Here is a 17,745-nt window from a genome sequence, read left to right on the forward strand (position 1 = left end):
CCGCATGGGTTCCGTGGTGAAGGCGACGCGGATCATCTGGCGTGTCACGCGCCTCAACTTCCGTGCGCAGCTGGAGTATCGGGCCGAGTTCCTGCTGATGATCGCGATCGGCGCGGTCTGGCAGGTGTCGGTCATCGTGTTCGCGACGGTCCTGTTGACCCGGTTCAGCGGGATGGGTGGCTGGGACAGCCGGGACGTGCTCATGATCCCCGCGATCCGGATGCTGGCCCACGGGTTGTTCGTCCTGTTCCTCGGGCGGGTGCACGGGCTCGGGCGGTTCATCCAGGAGGGGAAGATCGACGCGTATCTGCTGCGGCCCCTTCCCGTCTACCGCCAGGTGCAGTTGGAGTACTTCCCGACCAACGCGATCGGTGACCTGACGGTCGCGGTGGGGCTGATGGTGGGGGCGCTGAGCCGGAGCCAACTCGACTGGGATGTCACCCGAGTCGGCTACCTGATCGCCGCTGTCCTCGGCGGAATGCTTCTGGAGGCGGCCCTGTTCACGCTGGTCGCCTGCGCCTCCCTGCGCTTTCCGGCCGCCGACTACTGGGGGCGGTGGCTGGAGGAGCTGCTCGGCACGTTCGGCAGCTATCCGCTCAACGTGCTGCCCAAGGCGGTCGGGGGGCTGCTGACGTACGGCCTTCCGCTCGCGTTCGTCGCGTACTTCCCGGCGGCGGTGCTGACCGGTCACGGCCACGGGACGGTCGTCCCGTACTGGCTGGCGGCGGCTTCGCCGGTGTTCGGGTTGCTCGCGTATCTGGGGACGCGGGTGTTGTGGCGGTGGAGTCTGCGGCACTACAGCGGGGTGAACGGCTGAGCGGGGGACTCACGAATCGCCGGACGCGCGGGGCCAGTTGACGAGCGCCGAGTGCAGCGCGTCCACCGCCCGCTCCCACGACTCCTGGACGCCCCGGGAGGCGCCGAATCCGCCGGCCGCCTCCAGGACGCAGTAGCCGTGGAAGGTGCTCCTCAACAGGCGTACGGCGTCGGTGAGATCGGGTTCGTCGAGGCCGTACGCGCGGAGCATGCCGTAGGTGATGTCGGCGGTCCGGCGCAGGGCGGGGGCCTCGGCGACGAGGGCCTGGTCGATGCGGATCTGGGTGGCGGCGTACCGGCCGGGGTGGCGCAGGGCGTACTCGCGGTAGGCGCCGGCGAAGGCGACCAGCGCGTCCTTCCCGGCCCGGCCCGCGACGGCCGCCGCGATGAGGTCGATCTGCTCGGCGCCCGCCAGGAAGGCGAGCCGGGTGCGCAGCTCCTGGAGGTTCTTGACGTGCGAGTAGAGGCTCGCGTCCTTCACGCCGAACCGCCGGGCCAGCGCGGAGAGGGTGACGTTCTCGAACCCCACCTCGTCGGCCAGCTCGGCGGCGGCTGCGACGAGCCGGTCCACCGTGATTCCCGCACGCGCCATGCGCCACCTCCGTCCGTGTCCTAGGGGGGATCCTAGGATACTTAGGAAGGTGACGCCGGGTGGCTCATCGTCGGTGTGACCGCCGGTCAGCCGATCGGCGCGTAGATCACGCCCAGCTTGTCGACCTCGTCACCCGAGCGCCCGGTGAACCCGGCGATCTGCCAGCCGGCCGGCGCGGTGAAGGTGCGGGTGTCCGAGGTCGCCGTCCCGGCGGACAGCGAACGTCCCTTGTCGGTGCCGAACGCGGCCGAGAAGATCCGGGTACGGCCGTCTTTCTGACCCTGCGTCAGCTTGACGGAGGTGAGGTGCTCGCCCGCCGCGAGGGTGAGGGAGGTGGCGGTGCCGCCGGTGCCCCCGTGGGTGAGGGTGGTGCCGTTCGACAGGGTCAGGGAGACCGCGTCGAGGCGGGAGGCGCCGCGCAGGGTGAGGGTGCGGGGCGCGGGGGCCGAGGGGAGGTCGTCGGCGTCGTTGAAGGCCGTGCCGTGCGGGCCGCCGATGAAGTCGCTGGCGCGCAGGGAGGAGTTGAGGGTGTAGGAGAAGTCGACCGTGTGCGGGAAGTGGTCGGAGAGGTTGCCGCCCGCCGAGTCGAGGAACTTCGCCCAGTCGTTGCTGTAACGGGTTGCCGAGAGTTTCACCAGCTCGCTGCCCCGGTACAGGACCTTGTCGACGACCTCGCAGGTCTGCGGCGGCGCGCTCGTCGGGCACACCAGCGCGTCCGCGCCCTGCGTCGGCGCCGTCCCGCCCTTGACCAGTTGCACCCACGCGTCGGTGAGGCCGTTCGCCGAGGTCAGCGTCCTGATGTTGTCGCCGCTGCGGGTGTAGCGCGTGTTCGTGTCACCCATCACGATCACCGCGTTGCCCGCCGAGTTCGCCCGGATGAAGTCGGAGAGCTGCGTGACGTTGGCCCGCCGCGCGGCGAGCGCGTCCTCGGAGTCGTCCGCGTTGGTGTGGACGTTGTACAGGTCCACGAAGACACCCTCGGCGATCCGCACCCGGGCCAGCGAGAAGCCCTTCGGCGTCAGGCAGTTGGTGCCCGTGCACTTGCCCCACTTGACCCGCTCGAAGTCCTCGAAGGGCAGGTCGGAGAGCGTGTTGAGGCCGTCCCCGAACGGCACTCCGCCGCTCGTCGGCGTCCGGTACGCGTGGTCGTCGTTCGCGTACAGCGCCGCGTGGTAGTTGAAGTCCTCCTGGACGTTCACGATGTCGTACGCCCCCAACCGGGGCGAGATCAGCGGGGTGTTGGTCGCCGGCTTGCTCGAACTCAGGGGCTCCGGCAGGCCCGCGACGTTGTACGTCAGGACGTTGAACGTGCCCGAGGTGGCCGCCTGCGCGACTGCCGCCTGCGCGGGCGCCGCCGAGGTCGCGGTCAGCCCGGCGAGACCGAGCGTGGCTGCCGCGAGGGGGCCGATGATGCGTCTCATGGTGGGGGTGTCTCCGGTCGAAAAGGGAGCGAAAAGGAGAGGGAAGGGAAGCGTAAAGAGAGTTGAGCAATGCTCAGGTTGGAGGCGACCGGTGTGACGCACAAGGGCAAGGGGCGAACCGCCGGGAAATTGTGAGCAAGCGGTTGCTAAGACTTGCGACGTTTCCGCTCTTTACGGCGCTCCGCCCGTGGCCGATGGACGGGCGTCAACTCCCCCACGGCTCCCTGGACATGACCACCCTCCCCCGCGCACCACCACACGTCCCGCCCCTCCTCGTCCCGGGGGTGCATCCCGAGCCGATGCGTGTCGCACACCGGCCACACCTCCCACAGCCGCTCGACGACCGTCTCCTGTGCGGCGTCCGCAACCTCCAACACCCCTGCGTTTCGCTCCAGTTGGTTCCCCTGCCAGGTCCCGTCCGGCATCACCACATACACCCACTCGCTCTCCTCTTCGTCCCACGAGGGCATCCCCCACAGCCGCAACGGCCCCCGCCCCGGCAGCAGCGCCTCAAGGTCACGGTTGACGAGTTCGAGCGCGGCATCCCACTCGGGGTGCTCGCCAGGCGGTATCGGGCGGCCGGAAGAAGAGCTCATGCGGGTCATGCTGCCCGCAACCGCTCCCACCCGCGCAACCTGAATTTCCCGCCGGCGAAGCCCGACTCCGCAAGCGCGCGGCGGTTCTTGTCACCGCCGTAGCCGCGATCGAGGCTCACGTCGACCTGGTCCTCGACGGCTCCGAGGGCGGGAACGAGCAGGGGCGAGTCATGGCGGTTGGCCCCGGCGGAGACGGTACCGGTCCACCGGGGAGCGCCCGGCGGTCTCCCCGCCGCACGGGGCCCTGGTGACGCAGCCGTCCACGGACAGTTCGGCAAGCTCCGGGCCGATCATGCGGCCGTACGCCTCCGGGGCCAGGGCGTGGACCTGCTACGCCATGCCGAACTGGGCCCAGTGCCTGACGTGGCGTCGGCCAGTGCGGTCGGAGCAGCGGGGAGGGTGGCGATGCACTCATAGCCGGAGCCGTGTACCAGCGCGGATATCACGTGCTCGGGCAGCAGGGCCGATAACTGGTCCCACGGGGGTTCGAACAGGCATGATCGCAGGACAGCCACGGGCCCTCCGGTGATTACTGAGCGTAGAGAATTCCATGATCACCCCGGCTCGTACCCGCTCTGCATCTGAGGCACCAGATCGATCCCCAACACACCTACTACCAGGCTCTCTTAGCCCCTACCGGGGAGCAGTGAGCTGGGGATTGACCGCCTGAAACGCTTTGACCTGCGGGTTTTGGCGACTCGCACTCCCCTGCGACTCCCCGACGCTCCTCTGTCTGCAACATGGGGACACGCGGGGGAAACCATGCGCCGGCTTCGGGCATGACGCGGCCAGGAGGGGGGCCATCTCAGCCAATGTCGCCCCTTCACAGAGTCCTTTGCCGCCCCAAGAGCGTCTCTCGTAAGGTAACGAACAGTGATCACACTCGGGGGAGGCATCGTGACCCATAGCAACGAGCCGTCAGGCGCCACGGCGTCAACGCAGATGCGCCTGAATCATCTGGCCCCGCTCGACGGCGGCGGAGGCGTGCCGTCCCGCAACAAGAACCTCGCATCGAGCCCTACGCAGAAGACGAAGGCGGCCGAGGCGATCGAGAAGTACTTGGAGCCGGATACCCGTGAGGACGGCATTCAGGCGCAAGAAAGCACGGACGCAGCCGCCAGGGAGTTCGAGGGTTGGCTCACAGGGCCCGCCTTGAAAACCGCGCGCAAGACGTGGAACGACCAGCTCACGACACTGATGAACCGTCTCGGCTCGGATAAGGCCGCGCTACGCGCGACGAACACGATCTTCCAGAACACCGACACGAGCGTGGAGTTGGGTATCCGGAAGTCCTCCTCGCTCGACTCATTCTGACCACACCGCCTGTCCGCACCGGCCGGACTGTCAACCTGTAGCAGGAGTACACCAGTGGTGACGTACTACGAGATCATGGGCGCCGATTTGTCGAAGCTGTCGACGGCAGCCGATGACTGGGACGCCATGGGCAAGGACTTCGACAAGCACTCGGGGACGTACAAGAAGGAAGTCCACGGCATCTCCCTGGGCGACACGTGGGTGGGCGTCAGCGCGAACGCCGGCTCCGCGCGCTTCGACGTGACGCTCAAGGAGTACCAGGGGGCGCAGCGCGAGGCGAAGGCCGTCGCAAAGTTGCTGCGCGAGGCGTACGCCGAGTTCAGCCGTCTGCGGAAGAAAATCGAAGGCATCCGGGAAGACGCCATGAAGGCCGGCATGAAGATATCGGAGCAAGGTGCCGTCGCCTTCGACACGTCCAAGCTCGACCACTCCGAGTACGTCGTCTTCGTCCACGATCCTGAATACCAAGAGAGCGCCCGCACGGCGGCCTGCGGGTGGAGCGAACAGCTCGACACCACCGTGAAGGCAGTGAACGACGCCGATGAAGGCTTCAAGATCGCCCTCGCCGCCGTGATCCAGGACAAGGACCTCCTGGACGGCACGGTCGGTGGGTTCAATCGTGAGGCGGCGGCATCCAACCCCTACCCGTCGCTCGCGGAGACTGCGAAAGCGCAGCACATGCCCAAGGACAAAGGGCATGTCGCCGAGTGGTGGCGCGGTCTCGACCCGGTCACGCGCGGGATCTTGTTGCAGGAGAAGGGGAACGAACTACGCGAGGCGGGGATCATGAGTCCGCTGTACAAATGGCACCAGGCGGACGAAGGCGCGGGCGGCTTCGACACGGAGAATCCCTCCGGCCATGATCTCTGGATGCTGTCAGTAGCGCAGGGAATCGCCGCCGGCGGCGACGTGAAGGGGGAGATCGACGCGTCGCGCAACATGGAGCACTACCTCGGGAAGTCCGGCGAACGTCTGAACCTGGACGTGAACCGCATGCTCCATGATGACTCCGACTTCCGGACCCAGATCGCGCAGAACCACATCGACAAGAACAGCGCGGCGTGGCGGACGACAGCCCTCGACGCCTTCGAGAAGGCGGGCGGCGACAAGGCAGTGGTGGTCCCCGTGGAGAGCAAGGCGATCGGTGGCTACTTCAAGGAGGGGAACTGGTTCCACGCGGTCGGCGGGCACCAGCAGAACGTTTCGGGCATGGTCACCGTGACCCCTGGCGAGCACGGAAAGCCCAAGGTGACGCTCGACTACCAGGTCAATGTCTGGGACCGCTACAACTGGGATGCGGGCAAGACAACCGAGTTCCCCGGAGGCATCGTCATCGCTGACAAGGACATGGCACATCTGCACAAGGTCGGCTTCGCGCGCGAGTACGACATGAGCGGAAGCAGTACCATCCACAGCCACGACCTGGACAGCAGCGGGACTTCCACGGTCGCCCCGGGCCACTCCGGGCGCGAGGGAACGCGCGGCGACGTGTCACGCGGTGACGAGGAGAACCGATGAAAATCAAGATCGCCGCCTGCCTTGCCGGGGCACTGGCCGGCGCCCTCCTCCTCACCGCATGTTCCGGCTCGGACGCGAACGACACCCGCGTGAGCGGCGGGCGTACCTCTCAATGGGACAAAAAGGCGGGCGCTCCTGAAGCCGCGTCCTTCATGCACGTGTCCGTCCCGGACGGCGCGACCCAGGTGAAGGGCGCTGTGCAGCTCAACCCGCAGGAGGACGTCTACATCCTGTCTTTCGTCACCTCCCGGGACACGGCGAAGACACTCGCCAAGGATCTCCGTTCCGAAGAACCCTTGAGCACAAAAGGACCATTCAGCTCGATGCCGGACGATCTGTTCGAACATCTCGGGCTCGCCGACCCGGAAAAGGCTGGCGGAGTCGGCTGGGTCGGAGTGTGCCCCCCGTGCGTGAATGATCATCGACGCGCCAAGGTGCAGTGGATCGAGATGTTCGTGGAGCCGCTCAAGAGCAACCGGTCGAGGGTCTACTTGCAGGCGTTCTGATCGGCACGACGGCATCGAGCGATGGCGCAGCCGCCGGGCCAAGGATGTTGCCGACTCGTACGATGCCGATGCAGTCGTACCGCTTCGCGAGGATCTCCAGATCCCGGCCGTGCCACACCTGAGACACCGATGACACCCACCCCGACGCGTCCGGCACCCCGGACCGCGTCCTAAAGTCGGCCGAATGGAACCGACAGCCCGCCCCCTCTGGAAACAACGGGACTTCTCAGTCTTCTGGCTGGCCCAGACCCTCTCCGTGCTGGGTGACTCCTTCGCTCTGATCGCCCTTCCGCTCCTGGTACTGGAGGCCACCGGTTCGATCGCGAGCATGGGTCTGCTGACGGCCGCCGGCGGTGTGGCGCTGGTGGTCTCGGCGGTCTTCGCGGGGACGGTCGTCGACAGGGTCGACCGGCGGAAGCTGCTCATCGGCTGCGACCTGGCCCGTATGGTCCTGTACGGCGTGATTCCCGTGGTCTGGCTCGTGGAACCCCAAATCTGGTTGCTGTACGTGGTGTTGCCGGTGTGCGAGGCCGTCGGGATGCTCTTCGCGGTCGGTTACGTCACGGTCGTGCGCGGACTCGTCGGGACGACGCGTCTCACCGAGGCCAACGGCAAGCTGAACGCGACGGCGGCGGCAGCCGGGGTGCTGGGGCCGCTCGGTGCGGGAGCGGTGGCGGCGTGGACGGGGCCGGCGTCGGCCATCGGCGTGGACGCGGCCAGCTTCGGTGTGTCGGCGGCCTGCCTCGTCGCCGTACGGGTGCGCAGTCCGCTCCAGGAGAGCGGGGAACGGCCGGGCGTGTGGCGGGAGTTGAAGACGGGGGTCGGCTTTCTGTACGGGCATCCGGTGCTGCGGTCCCTCACCGCCCTGCTGTTCCTGTTCAGTTTCTTCACCCTCGGCCTCGTCGACCTGCTGATCTACCACCTCAAGCACGACTTGGGTCATAACGACGGCACGGTCGGCGCCGTGATGGCGGTCGGCGCACTGGGAACGGTGACCGGGTCGCTCCTGGTCGCCCGGCTGCGCAGGCGCCTCGGCTTCGGGCCGGTGTGGACGGCCTCGGTCGTGATGTGCGGCCTGGCGGTCGCCGGGCTCGGCCGAGCCGGCAACGTCCCCCAAGTCGCCTTCCTGACCGCCCTGTTCCTCGCCTCCGTCGCCGTCGGCGGCACCTGCTCGATGTCCCTGCGCCAAGAGGTGACCCCCGAGCACCTCCTGGGCCGGGTGACCTCCGCCTTCTGGACCATCCAGTACTCCGTCGCCCCGATCGGCGCGGCCGTCCTGACCTGGACGGCCGAGCACCACGGCACGACACCGGTCGCGGCGACGGCCGGAGTGTGCCTCCTGCTCATCGCCGTCGCCGCCCTGTTCACCCCGATCCGACGCGCAGGCCACGGTCACGCGAGGAGCCGACTCGCCGTCCCGGCAACCCCAGCGCCGGAATCACCGCAACCGCAGTCAGCGCCGCCGCCACCAGAAACACCGTCCGGAACCCCGCCGCGCTGACCCCCACGGAGCCCAGCAGAACGGAGAAGAAAGCGGTTCCTACGGAGGCCGACACCTGCTGGTTGATGGTGAGCGCCGTACTCGCCGCCCCCATCCGTTCTTTCGGCAACTCCCGGCTCGCGATGGTCATCGTCGGCATGATCACCATCCCGACCCCGACGCCCATCACCATCAGCGAGGCGGTGACCCGCCAGGCGGCCACCCCCGCCTCACCCATCTGCACCCCGGTGGCCGCCATCCCCACCGACGCCATCCCCGCCCCGCAGCAGATCAGCATCCGAGGCGACACCTTGTCGACGATCCGCGCCGCGATCTGCATCGTCCCCCCGATCGCGAACCCCACCGGCACCCCCAGCAACCCGGTCTCGGTGGCGCTCCAACCCCGCACCCCCTGCCAGTACATGGGCCCGAGCAGCGCCGACCCGAAGTACCCGCAGGCGAACAACGCGAGCGTCCCGATCCCTCGGGCGAACGTCCGGTCACCCAACAGCCGTAGATCCAGCAGAGGTTGACGGAACGTCAAGGAGTGCCGCACGAAAGCCGCGACGAGGACGACGCCGACGAGCGCGGGCACCAGCACCCCGGTCGAGGTGAACTCCCCGCGCTCCCCACCCCGGGCGAGCCCGTACAGCAGCAGCGCAAGACCCGGTGGCAGCAACACCAGTCCACGAACGTCGAGTTGAGGGACTTTGTCGGCCCGCGGCGCGTCGGGGGTCAGGAGCCGTGCGGCGAGGCCGAGGGCCAGTACGCCGACCGGGAGGTTGACCAGGAAGATCCAGCGCCAGGACGCGGCGTCGACGAGCCAGCCGCCGAGCACGGGTCCGGACACCGGGCCGATCAGGACGGGCAGCCCGACCAGCGCCATCGTCCGCCCGAACCTCTCCCGGTCGGCCAGCGCGAGCGCCATCGTCATGCCGACCGGCATCAACAGCCCGCCCCCGAGTCCCTGGACGGCCCGGAAGGCGATCAGCGCACCGGCGTTCCAGGAGAACGCGGCGAGCACCGAACCCCCGGTGAACAGGGCGAGCGCCAGCAGATAGGCGCGCTTGGCACCCAGCCGGGCCATCACCCACGCCGCCGTCGGGATCACGGCGGCCAGCGCGAGCGTGTACCCGGTGAGCGTCCACTGGATCGTCTCCAGCGAGGCGTGGAACGCGGCCGACAGGCTCGGCAGGGCAACGATGACGATCGTCCCGTCGAGGACGACCATGAGTGAGCCGACAATGACGACGCCGAGCGTGCGGTTGAGGGCCGTCGTCCGCGTCATGTCGGTGGCCATCCCCACCCCTCAGCCCTGGTAGGGCTGTTCGGCGCGCGCGGACTGCAACACCCGTCCCCACCAGGTCAGTTGCCCGAGCATCCCCTTGGCCGCGCCTTCGCAGACGGCGCTGTCGCGCGGGTTCCCGTCCTCCCCGAGCCCGGACCACGGGCCGTGCAGGCTGACCGCGTCCCGCACGCTCATGCCGTGCAACTCGGCGACGATCTGCCGGAGTTGCTCCACCGCACGGACACCGCCGGCGAGCCCGCCGTAGGAGACGAAGCCGACGGGCTTGGCCTGCCACTGCTGTCCGGTCCAGTCGACGAAGTTCTTCAGCGACGCCGGGAAGCTGTGGTTGTACTCGGGGGTGACGACGACGAACGCGTCGGCGGCGGCCAGGCGCGGGTACACGTCGGCCAGTGCGGCGCGCGCGGTGGGACTCGCCTCCGAACCCCAGCCCGGCATCACCATCGGCAGGTCGATGTCCGCGAGGTCGACGACGTCCGGTTCGAGACCGTCGTAAGCGGTTGCGACGCGCAGGAACCAGTCCGTGACGGCACGTCCCTGACGGCCCTCGCGGACGCTGCCGACGATCACGGCGACACGCAGTGGAGTTGTGGGATCGGTTGCTACAGGCATGGGTGTCTCCCTGTCCGTGCCCCGGTCCGACGGCCGGGGCGGGTTCACATCCAGCAAAGTACAACGGGCGTTGCAATTATTACAACGCTCGTTGTTCAAGTGGGCGTGCGAGCCCCCGGAAGTGCGACGCTTGTCGGGACACGGAACCGGTGAAAGGACGAGGTGACCGCGTGGGCACGACCAACGACGCCCGATGGCAGGCCGCCCTGGCTGACCACTCACCCCGCAAGGTCCAGAAGTGGGCCGCGATGGCGGGCGCCGCCTGCACAGTCTTCGGCCGCGAGGGCTACACGCGCGCCTCGATCGACGCGATCGCGGCGGCGGCCGGCATCTCGACGCGCACGCTCTACAACCACTTCCCCGGCGGCAAGGCCGAGCTGTTCCGGACGGTCGTCACCTGGACGTCGGCCGAGGTGAAGGACGCCCAACTGGCCTGCCTGAACTCGGTGTTGCCACCCGGCCGCCCTCCGCACCCCGACAACCTGGAGCGCGACCTCCTCGCCCTGGCCGAGGGATTCGCCGACCTCCTCACCCGGTACGCCGACCACTTCGCCCTCGTCCGCCACATCCACGCCGAGGCCGACCACGTCCCGTCCGACGTCCTGAAGTCCTGGCAGGAGGCGGGCCCCGCTCCCGTCACCGCCGCCCTCACGGAAGCGATCCGCCACCTCGACGACGCGGGTCTCCTCAACACCCACGCCGACCCCGCCCTCGCGGGCGCCCACTTCATCGCCCTCACCACCCAGACCCTCACCCTCCGCACCCACTACGGCGTCCTGCCACTGCCGGAGGGGGAGACGGGGCGGGTGCTGCGGGGGGGTGTGGCGGCGTTTCTGCGGGCCTATCGCGCCGCGTGATCCGGGGCACCCCGGACGTCAGCCACCCTCACCCGACCCGTTCGGCCGCACTCCGCTCCACACAGAACTCGTTCCCCTCCAGGTCTCCGAACGCACCGCTCCAGAGGTTTTGGAGCGGTCTCGTCTGTCCAGCGCGCCAGGACTAGGCTCGCGCCATGCCTACAGCTGACATCGTGACGCTTCGGACGCTTGACGGCCTACAACTGGCCGGCACGCTCGTGAGTCCCGACACACCAGCTTCGCGCGCTGTTGTGCTCGTACATGGTGGGGGTGTCACTCGCGAAGAAGGGGGGTTCTTTACACGATTGGCTGCCGAGATGGCCGAAACCGGTGTGGCCTCTCTTCGTTTCGATATGCGTGGCCACGGCGAAAGCGAGGGCCAGCAAGAAGATCTGACGCTCACTACGATTCTCAACGATATTCGTGTTGCCGTTACCTATCTACGGAAAGCTACAACTGCTCGCGAAATCTCACTACTGGGGGCCAGCTTCGCGGGCGGCGTCTGTTCCTATTACGCCGCCAAGCGTCCAGGAGATCTTTCTCGACTAGTGCTTTTTAATCCCCAGCTGGACTACAAGTGGCGCACCATCGATACACGCTCCTACTGGACCGATGATTCGATCAGCGAAGAAGCAGCACAGCAACTTACCGAGCAAGGGTTTATCCAGTTCACGCCGACATTGCGGCATGGGCGACCTCTGCTCAATGAGGTTTTCTGGCTTCACCCAAAGGATGCACTGGGTGACGTACAGGCCCCGACGCTTATTGTGCACGGTACCGCTGACACGTTTGTCCCTATCGACTTTTCACGGTCCGCTGTGCAACATTTCCGCGCCCCTTGCGAACTCATCGAAATCGAGGGATCACAGCACGGTTTCGCCGTACACGATGATCCCCAATATCTAGACCCACAGAGCCAAGAATGGCAGGCTTTCGTGATCCGAACCGTGAGTGACTGGCTGAATTCTGATTTCCCGCAGGGTTAGGCCACTCGGATTTGATCCCGAAATTCCCTAATCGCCGGTCGACTGCGCCAGCGATTTAGAGTTTGTGAAACTTCGCCCAGTACTCGCATGGTGCGCTCTGACTTCACTTCCTGGGCCACCTTCGCCGAGGCAGCACCAATGCGTGCCGCTTCATCTGGTTCGCCACTCAACGCCAATGCAGCCGACCTTCTGGCATTGAAAAATCCCACGTCACGCCGAGAGAGTGTCCCAGCCTCAATGATCCTTCCAAATAGCTCGGACGCCATCCTCGGCTTGCCGGCCTCGGTATAACTCACCGCGTTCCGAAGCAACAACGTATCTTCGTTGAAGTAAGCGCCGAGATCGCCCGCTTCGGCGTCAGGAGCACGAGAAAGTAACTCATGGGCCTCACCGAGCTTCTGCTCAACCAAGGAAAATGGTTCACCGAGCATGGCGCATCCCAATGCTTCCTGTTGTAGCAACTCCGCCCTTACGCGGATGGGAAGTTGCCATCGTTCATGCCGACCTGCTTGCGCCAGCGTCAAAATTCGCACGGCGTCACCACGGTCATACGCCATCTGAGATTTTTTGAGCAGTACATATCCCTGCATGGCAGGATCATCAGCTTCTTGAGCCCACTCCATGGCCCGGTCGTACCAGAAAACAGCAACGCCCGGTTGATGAATATCGCGGTACAGCCATCCAGCGAACTCCGCACCATCTGCGGCGACCGACAGCAATTCCCGCCGCACTCCGGGCTTGGCATCCCGTGCCCTCTGCTCGATGGCTCCGAGCAAGCCGAGAACCAGTGGCATGACTTTCCGTGCACCAAGCGCGCCGTCGTCGCGCTTGGCCGTTTCGAGTTTCCTGCGGAAGACTTCAACCATTGAACTGTCGAGATACCGGCGTGCATCTTCCATTGCCGCGGCAACGTGTTGAAATTCTTCAAGGTCAGCCCCTGTCAAGGTGGCTGCAACGATTCCTCGTCTGAGAAGGGTTCGGCGATCGAACGGACTCATAACCTCGTGGTCCATGGTCGGGTCGGCTGGTGCGCTTCCGATCTCGACGCCGGCGGAAGCATCAGCGGTAACGTCAATGTTTTCCGGAGAATCCTCCCAAGGGCGTCTTGGCAGGTCGAGCATTTCCCCTGGAATCCCAAATCCATCTGCCACACGCTCAATGACTTCGCGCCCCCGGATGCCCCTTACCCCACGGATGATGTCGCTGACGCGTGAGCTGGTCATCTTGCCGACAGCCGCCGCCATCACAGCATGGCTTGATCCTGTACGGCGATTGACAAGCCGGAAGATCTCTTGGAAGTTCCGGGCGGCACAGGCTTGCCGCAAGGCATCGCTGTTGAGGAGTGCGTCAGGGATCGTCAGCAGATATCCGCTCCGCTGAGTCGCGCGGTCTTCCATGTCGCCACCTAACAGGAACCGAAGTGATCTACGCCCAGCGTAGCTTCGGGACTCCAACGGGGAACCCCAAACGAGTTGAAACGGGGTTCCCCAAATGGGCTTGTGGGGTTCCCCGTTGGTCGTTCCCCGATGCCCCTGATTCGGTTGAAGCTCTTCAGACGGCAAAACCCCGCGACGGGCGAACGTCCGGGGGCGTGGCCACCAACCATCAGGGGGTTGAGGACAATGGGCAGCAGTACAAGCCCGAGTGAACGACGCCGAAGGGTTGTCCGAGCCGCACCCGTCGCGTACTCGACCTACGCTCCTCGCGGGCACGCCTGCGCCGGCTGCAAGTCCCTGATCGGCTGGGGAACTCGGGTCGTGCGTCTCGCCGATGATCACATCTCGAACGGACCGGCGACCCCCGACTACCGGCATTTCACCTGCTTCTGCCCGCAGCAACGGCCGCGCAAGGCCCGCAACGAGGTGACCGCGTGAAGTGTGCCCGACGTACGCGTTCGCGCCCTCGGCGAGCCTCAGCTCGTCCAGCTCCTGGACGGCACGGAAGAGGCCGACACGGCGCCGTTGACGGACTGGCGGGCCGAGTGCGGCGGCGTCCTCGACATCCGATCCTGACGGTGGGTGAACCGGGGTCCAGCGTGGTTCCGTCCGCCTGTGGGGCTGGGGGGAACGGGCCGTGCAACGCCGGCAGGCCGCCGACGAACCTCACCGGGAGAAATCCGGGATCACGGTCTCGACCGCCGGTCAGCGAGTCTGGTTCGGGACCGAGAACGGCCCCGGGTGGGACCTGCCGATCTGACCCGCGGGCCCGGCGCTGCTGCACGGGGGTGTGACGGCGTTCCTGCGGGCCTACCGCGCCGCATGAGCCGCGCCACCCCCAACGTCACCATCCCTCACCCCACCCGCTCAGCCGCACTCCGCTCCACACAGAACTCGTTCCCCTCCGGATCCTGAAGTGTCGCCCACCCGGTTCCGTCCGGCCTGCGGTGGTCGGCGGCGAGGGTTGCGCCGAGAGCGAGCAGGCGCTCGACCTCCTCGTCGCGCGTGCGGTCCTGCGGCTGGAGGTCGAAGTGGACGCGGTTCTTGAGGGACTTGGCCTCGGGGACGGTGACGAAGAGGACGCCCGCGCCTTCGAGGAGGACCTCGGGGTCGCCGGGTTCGTCGTCCTCGTGGAGGGGCTGGTCGAGGACCTGGGACCAGAAGGTCGCGAGGGCGTAGGCGTCGTGGGAGTCGATCGTGGTGTGGCGGATGAGTGAGGTCATGGGGAGATCCTTGTTCAACTCCCCATGGGCTGCCAGGGATTATCCCTGGGCATATCGGCGACCGGTTCCGGTCCACCGGCTGAAGCCTCACACCGTGCGGCTCTCGACACTCACCTCCCCCACCCCGATCCGCACCCTCCGCACACCCCCGTCGGCCCACAGCACCACGAACTCCCCCTCCCCGTGCGCCTCGACGCTCACCCCGTCGCTCAACTCCCCGGCGTCCAGGTCACCGGTGAGCCGGGCGAGGGCGAGGAAGAGGGTGGGGGCGGGGCCGGTTCGGGTGCCTTTGAGGAGGGTGAGGTCGGAGCGGGTGGCCGGCGGGGCGGGCCAGCCGGTGAGGTGGACGGGGGTGTCGGGGGTGGCGTCGGAGATGAGGAACGCGCGGACTTCCAGGGCGCCTTGGGCGAGCAGGACGCTGGTGACGCGGGCGCCGGTGGCGGTGGTGTGGTGGGAGGCGATCCAGTCGGGGCCGGTGCCGAGGGGGGTGATGTTCGTGCGGGTGGCGTCGTCGCCGATCACGACGCTGTTGTCGTACAAGGGCGAGGGTGTTGTCACCGTCGAGTAGGCGAGGCGCGTGTAGTGGGGGTCGTAGCGGGTGTCTTCGCTGCCGTGGTTGTGGAGGCGGACGATACCGTCCGAAGTCGTCGATTGCAGGAGCCAGTTGGGGGCGGGCAGCACGGTCACGGCGTCCTCGCGTTCCACCGGGGACGGGGATTCCGGGGCTGTCCAGACCTCGTGGTCCGAGGGGAGGAGGAGGCCGAGGAATGCCTTGCTAGCCCAGTAGGGGGAAGCTGGGCCCGAATAGCCTTGCAGGACTGAGGGGTTGGGGCCGTGCCAGCCCAGGGTGAGGAGGCCGTCCGGGGTCAGTGCCTCGCGGTCCAGGAAGTATTTGAGGGCGCCCGAGGCCAGCCGGCGGGTCTCGCCGGGGGGCAGTGGGGTGCGGCCGGTGAGGGCGCCCAGCCAGAGCGGGGCCGTCGTCGCGAAGCGGTACGTGAGGGAGCGGCCCTGGTGGAGGGGGGCGCCGTCCGCGCCGAACAGGCGGGCGTAGTCGGTGAGATGGCGTTCCAGGCGGCCGGCGTAGAGGTCGAGGAGGGTGGGGTCGTCGGCGAGCCAGGCGTGCAGGACCGGGTAGAGGTGCATGGCCCAGCCGTTGTAGTAGTCGAACTTGCGGCCGTCGCCGTCGGTGTACCAGCCGTCGGCCACGTACCACTGCTCGATGCGTTCCAGGCCCCGGTCGACGGCTCGGCGGGCGGCTTCCGGTTCGTGGCCGATGGACTCCAGGAAGCCGCCGACCGTGACGGGGAACAACTCCCAGTTGCAGGGCCAGGGTTCGGCTGTGAGCGCGGCGGAGAGCCAGGCGGCGGCGCGCTGTTGGACGCCGTCGTCGAGGCGGTCCCACAGGAGAGGGCGGGTCAGGCGGAGGGCGAGGGCGATCGAGGCTGCCTCGACGAGGGGCTGGCTGCGGTCCTCGATCGCCGGCCACACCCCTGCCGTGCCTGCCGCGAGGCCGTCCGCGTACCGATCGAGTGCCGTCTCGTCGCGGCGGAACGCGGCCAGCAGCAGGGTGCGGGCGTACCCTTCGAGGCCGTCGGAGAGGCGGCCCGACCAGCTCTCGTGGTCGCCGGGGAAGTGGTAGAGCGCGCGGTCCGGGGTGGCGTACGGCTCGGTCGCGGCGAGGAGGGTGTCGGCGGCGCGCTCCCAGTGGGCGCGGGTGTAGCCGGTGGCCGGGCTGAGGGTGAGGTCGGGCGGGGGGAGGTGCATGTGCGGGTTCCTTAAACCGAGATGCCGAGATATCGAGCAACTGACTCGCCGGGCACCCGAGTTGCCGAAGCGCCGAGTAACCGAGCCACCCGTCGGCCAAGTTGCCGACGCGCCGAGTAACCGAGCCGCCCACCAACCGAGTTGCCGCAGGCCACCACCAGCTCGTCATGAACCTGGGGCGCCCCGGTTCCGGTCGGGACGCCCCAGGGGCCTGTAAAAGCTCATTCCCCCGAAGCGATCACTCCATCCTCACCAGACCCTCCGGTATCAGCCCCTGCGCAACAAGCTCGTCCCGTACGAGTTCCGCGTACACGCCCGCCCCATGCACGGACGTGTGCGTGTTGTCCCGCTTCTCGTTGTACAGATAGATCCCCTTGGACCCCTCCACCCCCAACCCCTCGACGAGCGCCTTCGTCTTCGCGGTGAGGTCGATCAACGGCACCCCGGAGTCCGCCGCGACCGAGCGGATCACCGCCGGATGGTCGACACCGAGGCCGTTGACGATGAGTGCGGTGCCGTTGTTCAACGAGCCGTCGGCGTTGAACCAGCGCCGCACGACGGGGGTGACGAGAACGGGCCGTCCCCGCCGCTCACGGACGCCCTCGACGAGGGTCTCCAGGTTCGCGCGGTACGTCACCTCGTCGGTCGTCTTGTCGTTGTGCGCGAGCTGGATGAGGACGAGGTCACCGGGGCGGATCAACGGCCGGACGGTGGCCCAGAGTTGAGGGTTCGCCAGATACGTGACCGTACTCTCTCCGGAATCCGCGTAGTTGGCGACGGACAGGCCCTTGCGCAGGAACTGCGGGAGCTGTTGGCCCCAGCCGGAGTAGGGGTCGCCGGGCTGGTCGCAGACCGTGGAGTCGCCGACGAGGAAGAGCCGTTGGGCGTGCCGGGCAGGGGTGACCCGGATGCCGGCGAGGGCGGGGCGGGCGCCGCCGAGGGCGAGGTCGAGGCCGGGGCTGCCGTCAGGGCCGGTCGGTTCGCCTTCCGGCGTACGGACGTCGACCGTGAAGCTGCGGGCGGCACGCTCGCCCGCCGGGACCGTCGTCTCCGGGAGGAGGGAGCGGCGGGTCTCGCCGGTGACGCTCGTGGCGGACGCCGCGTCACCGCCGAGGAGCACCTTCACGTCGTACGTGCCGGGCGGGACGTCGAAGTGGCAGGCGGTGGCGGTGCAGTTGGCCAGGCCGAACGGAGCGGCTCGCGGACGGGCCTGGGCCGGGGCGGCGGACAGGGCGATGCTCAGGGTCAGGGCCGTCAGCACGGCGACGTTGAAACGTCTCACTCGCTGTTCCTCCATGGGTGCGACTGGGCCTGGCGG

General features: G+C 67.6%; 16 protein-coding genes and 2 pseudogenes. 8 read left to right on the forward strand and 10 right to left on the reverse strand.

All coding sequences use genetic code 11. The annotated features are described in order from the left end of the window. Positions 1-4 precede the first annotated feature (4 nt). Positions 5-817, forward strand: coding sequence for an ABC transporter permease (locus tag ACVNF4_RS00130; RefSeq protein WP_461800520.1), 813 nt, complete (start codon positions 5-7; stop codon positions 815-817). Positions 818-826: 9 nt separating this feature from the next. Here the strand turns inward: ACVNF4_RS00130 and ACVNF4_RS00135 are convergent, their stop codons facing one another. From ACVNF4_RS00135 to ACVNF4_RS00150, 4 genes and pseudogenes are all read right to left on the reverse strand, one after another. Then, the gene (locus ACVNF4_RS00135) at positions 827-1,408 is read right to left on the reverse strand and encodes a TetR/AcrR family transcriptional regulator (protein WP_461800521.1); all 582 of its coding nucleotides are present in this window, start codon (positions 1,406-1,408) and stop codon (positions 827-829) included. Positions 1,409-1,494: 86 nt separating this feature from the next. After that, the gene (locus ACVNF4_RS00140) at positions 1,495-2,829 is read right to left on the reverse strand and encodes a jacalin-like lectin (RefSeq protein ID WP_461800522.1); all 1,335 of its coding nucleotides are present in this window, start codon (positions 2,827-2,829) and stop codon (positions 1,495-1,497) included. Positions 2,830-2,975: 146 nt separating this feature from the next. Then, on the reverse strand, positions 2,976-3,425 hold the full coding sequence (locus ACVNF4_RS00145) for a hypothetical protein (protein WP_461800523.1): 450 nt from the start codon (positions 3,423-3,425) through the stop codon (positions 2,976-2,978). A gap of 50 nt (positions 3,426-3,475) precedes the next feature. Then, positions 3,476-3,940, reverse strand: a pseudogene (locus ACVNF4_RS00150) (IS5/IS1182 family transposase); the annotation flags it as partial. Between the two features lie 382 nt (positions 3,941-4,322). Here ACVNF4_RS00150 and ACVNF4_RS00155 point away from each other — a divergent pair. The 4 genes from ACVNF4_RS00155 to ACVNF4_RS00170 all read left to right on the forward strand — a co-directional run bounded on the left by ACVNF4_RS00155 (position 4,323) and on the right by ACVNF4_RS00170 (position 8,264). Beyond that, positions 4,323-4,739 (forward strand): hypothetical protein, encoded by a 417-nt coding sequence (locus tag ACVNF4_RS00155; protein WP_461800524.1) that lies wholly within the window; start codon positions 4,323-4,325, stop codon positions 4,737-4,739. A gap of 57 nt (positions 4,740-4,796) precedes the next feature. After that, complete coding sequence (locus ACVNF4_RS00160; protein ID WP_461800525.1) at positions 4,797-6,257, forward strand: hypothetical protein; 1,461 nt, start codon at positions 4,797-4,799, stop codon at positions 6,255-6,257. After that, the gene (locus ACVNF4_RS00165; RefSeq protein ID WP_461800526.1) at positions 6,254-6,763 is read left to right on the forward strand and encodes a hypothetical protein; all 510 of its coding nucleotides are present in this window, start codon (positions 6,254-6,256) and stop codon (positions 6,761-6,763) included. The genes ACVNF4_RS00160 and ACVNF4_RS00165 overlap by 4 nt, the downstream gene beginning before the upstream one ends. Positions 6,764-6,947: 184 nt before the next feature. After that, positions 6,948-8,264 (forward strand): MFS transporter, encoded by a 1,317-nt coding sequence (locus ACVNF4_RS00170; protein WP_461800527.1) that lies wholly within the window; start codon positions 6,948-6,950, stop codon positions 8,262-8,264. 25 nt (positions 8,265-8,289) lie between these two features. On the opposite strand, the pseudogene ACVNF4_RS00175 reads toward ACVNF4_RS00170, so the two are convergent. Both ACVNF4_RS00175 and ACVNF4_RS00180 read right to left on the reverse strand, forming a co-directional pair. Next, positions 8,290-9,543: pseudogene (locus ACVNF4_RS00175) on the reverse strand (DHA2 family efflux MFS transporter permease subunit); the annotation flags it as partial. Positions 9,544-9,552: 9 nt separating this feature from the next. Beyond that, positions 9,553-10,161, reverse strand: coding sequence for an NADPH-dependent FMN reductase (locus tag ACVNF4_RS00180; RefSeq protein WP_461800528.1), 609 nt, complete (start codon positions 10,159-10,161; stop codon positions 9,553-9,555). Between the two features lie 170 nt (positions 10,162-10,331). Between ACVNF4_RS00180 and ACVNF4_RS00185 the strand changes: the two genes are divergently transcribed. Together ACVNF4_RS00185 and ACVNF4_RS00190 are read left to right on the forward strand one after the other, a co-directional pair. Next, positions 10,332-11,018 carry a TetR/AcrR family transcriptional regulator C-terminal domain-containing protein gene (locus tag ACVNF4_RS00185; protein WP_461800529.1) on the forward strand — a complete coding sequence of 229 codons (687 nt, stop codon included), beginning with the start codon at positions 10,332-10,334 and terminating at the stop codon, positions 11,016-11,018. A gap of 155 nt (positions 11,019-11,173) precedes the next feature. Next, on the forward strand, positions 11,174-12,004 hold the full coding sequence (locus ACVNF4_RS00190) for an alpha/beta hydrolase (protein ID WP_461800530.1): 831 nt from the start codon (positions 11,174-11,176) through the stop codon (positions 12,002-12,004). On the opposite strand, the gene ACVNF4_RS00195 is transcribed toward ACVNF4_RS00190, so the two are convergent. Further along, positions 12,001-13,401, reverse strand: coding sequence for an XRE family transcriptional regulator (locus ACVNF4_RS00195; protein ID WP_461800531.1), 1,401 nt, complete (start codon positions 13,399-13,401; stop codon positions 12,001-12,003). The two genes, ACVNF4_RS00190 and ACVNF4_RS00195, sit on opposite strands and share 4 nt — an antisense overlap. Positions 13,402-13,881: 480 nt before the next feature. On the opposite strand from ACVNF4_RS00195, the gene ACVNF4_RS00200 reads away from it, so the two are divergent. Then, positions 13,882-14,016 carry a hypothetical protein gene (locus tag ACVNF4_RS00200; RefSeq protein ID WP_461800532.1) on the forward strand — a complete coding sequence of 45 codons (135 nt, stop codon included), beginning with the start codon at positions 13,882-13,884 and terminating at the stop codon, positions 14,014-14,016. Between the two features lie 278 nt (positions 14,017-14,294). On the opposite strand, the gene ACVNF4_RS00205 is transcribed toward ACVNF4_RS00200, so the two are convergent. From ACVNF4_RS00205 to ACVNF4_RS00215, 3 genes are all read right to left on the reverse strand, one after another. Then, complete coding sequence (locus ACVNF4_RS00205; protein ID WP_461800533.1) at positions 14,295-14,663, reverse strand: VOC family protein; 369 nt, start codon at positions 14,661-14,663, stop codon at positions 14,295-14,297. Between the two features lie 87 nt (positions 14,664-14,750). Continuing rightward, positions 14,751-16,427, reverse strand: a complete 1,677-nt coding sequence (locus ACVNF4_RS00210) for a DUF2264 domain-containing protein (RefSeq protein ID WP_461800534.1) — start codon at positions 16,425-16,427, stop codon at positions 14,751-14,753. A gap of 238 nt (positions 16,428-16,665) precedes the next feature. Beyond that, positions 16,666-17,709, reverse strand: a complete 1,044-nt coding sequence (locus ACVNF4_RS00215; protein WP_461800535.1) for a rhamnogalacturonan acetylesterase — start codon at positions 17,707-17,709, stop codon at positions 16,666-16,668. Between the last annotated feature and the right edge of the window lie 36 nt (positions 17,710-17,745).

Source organism: Streptomyces sp. S6, assembly GCF_054880855.1.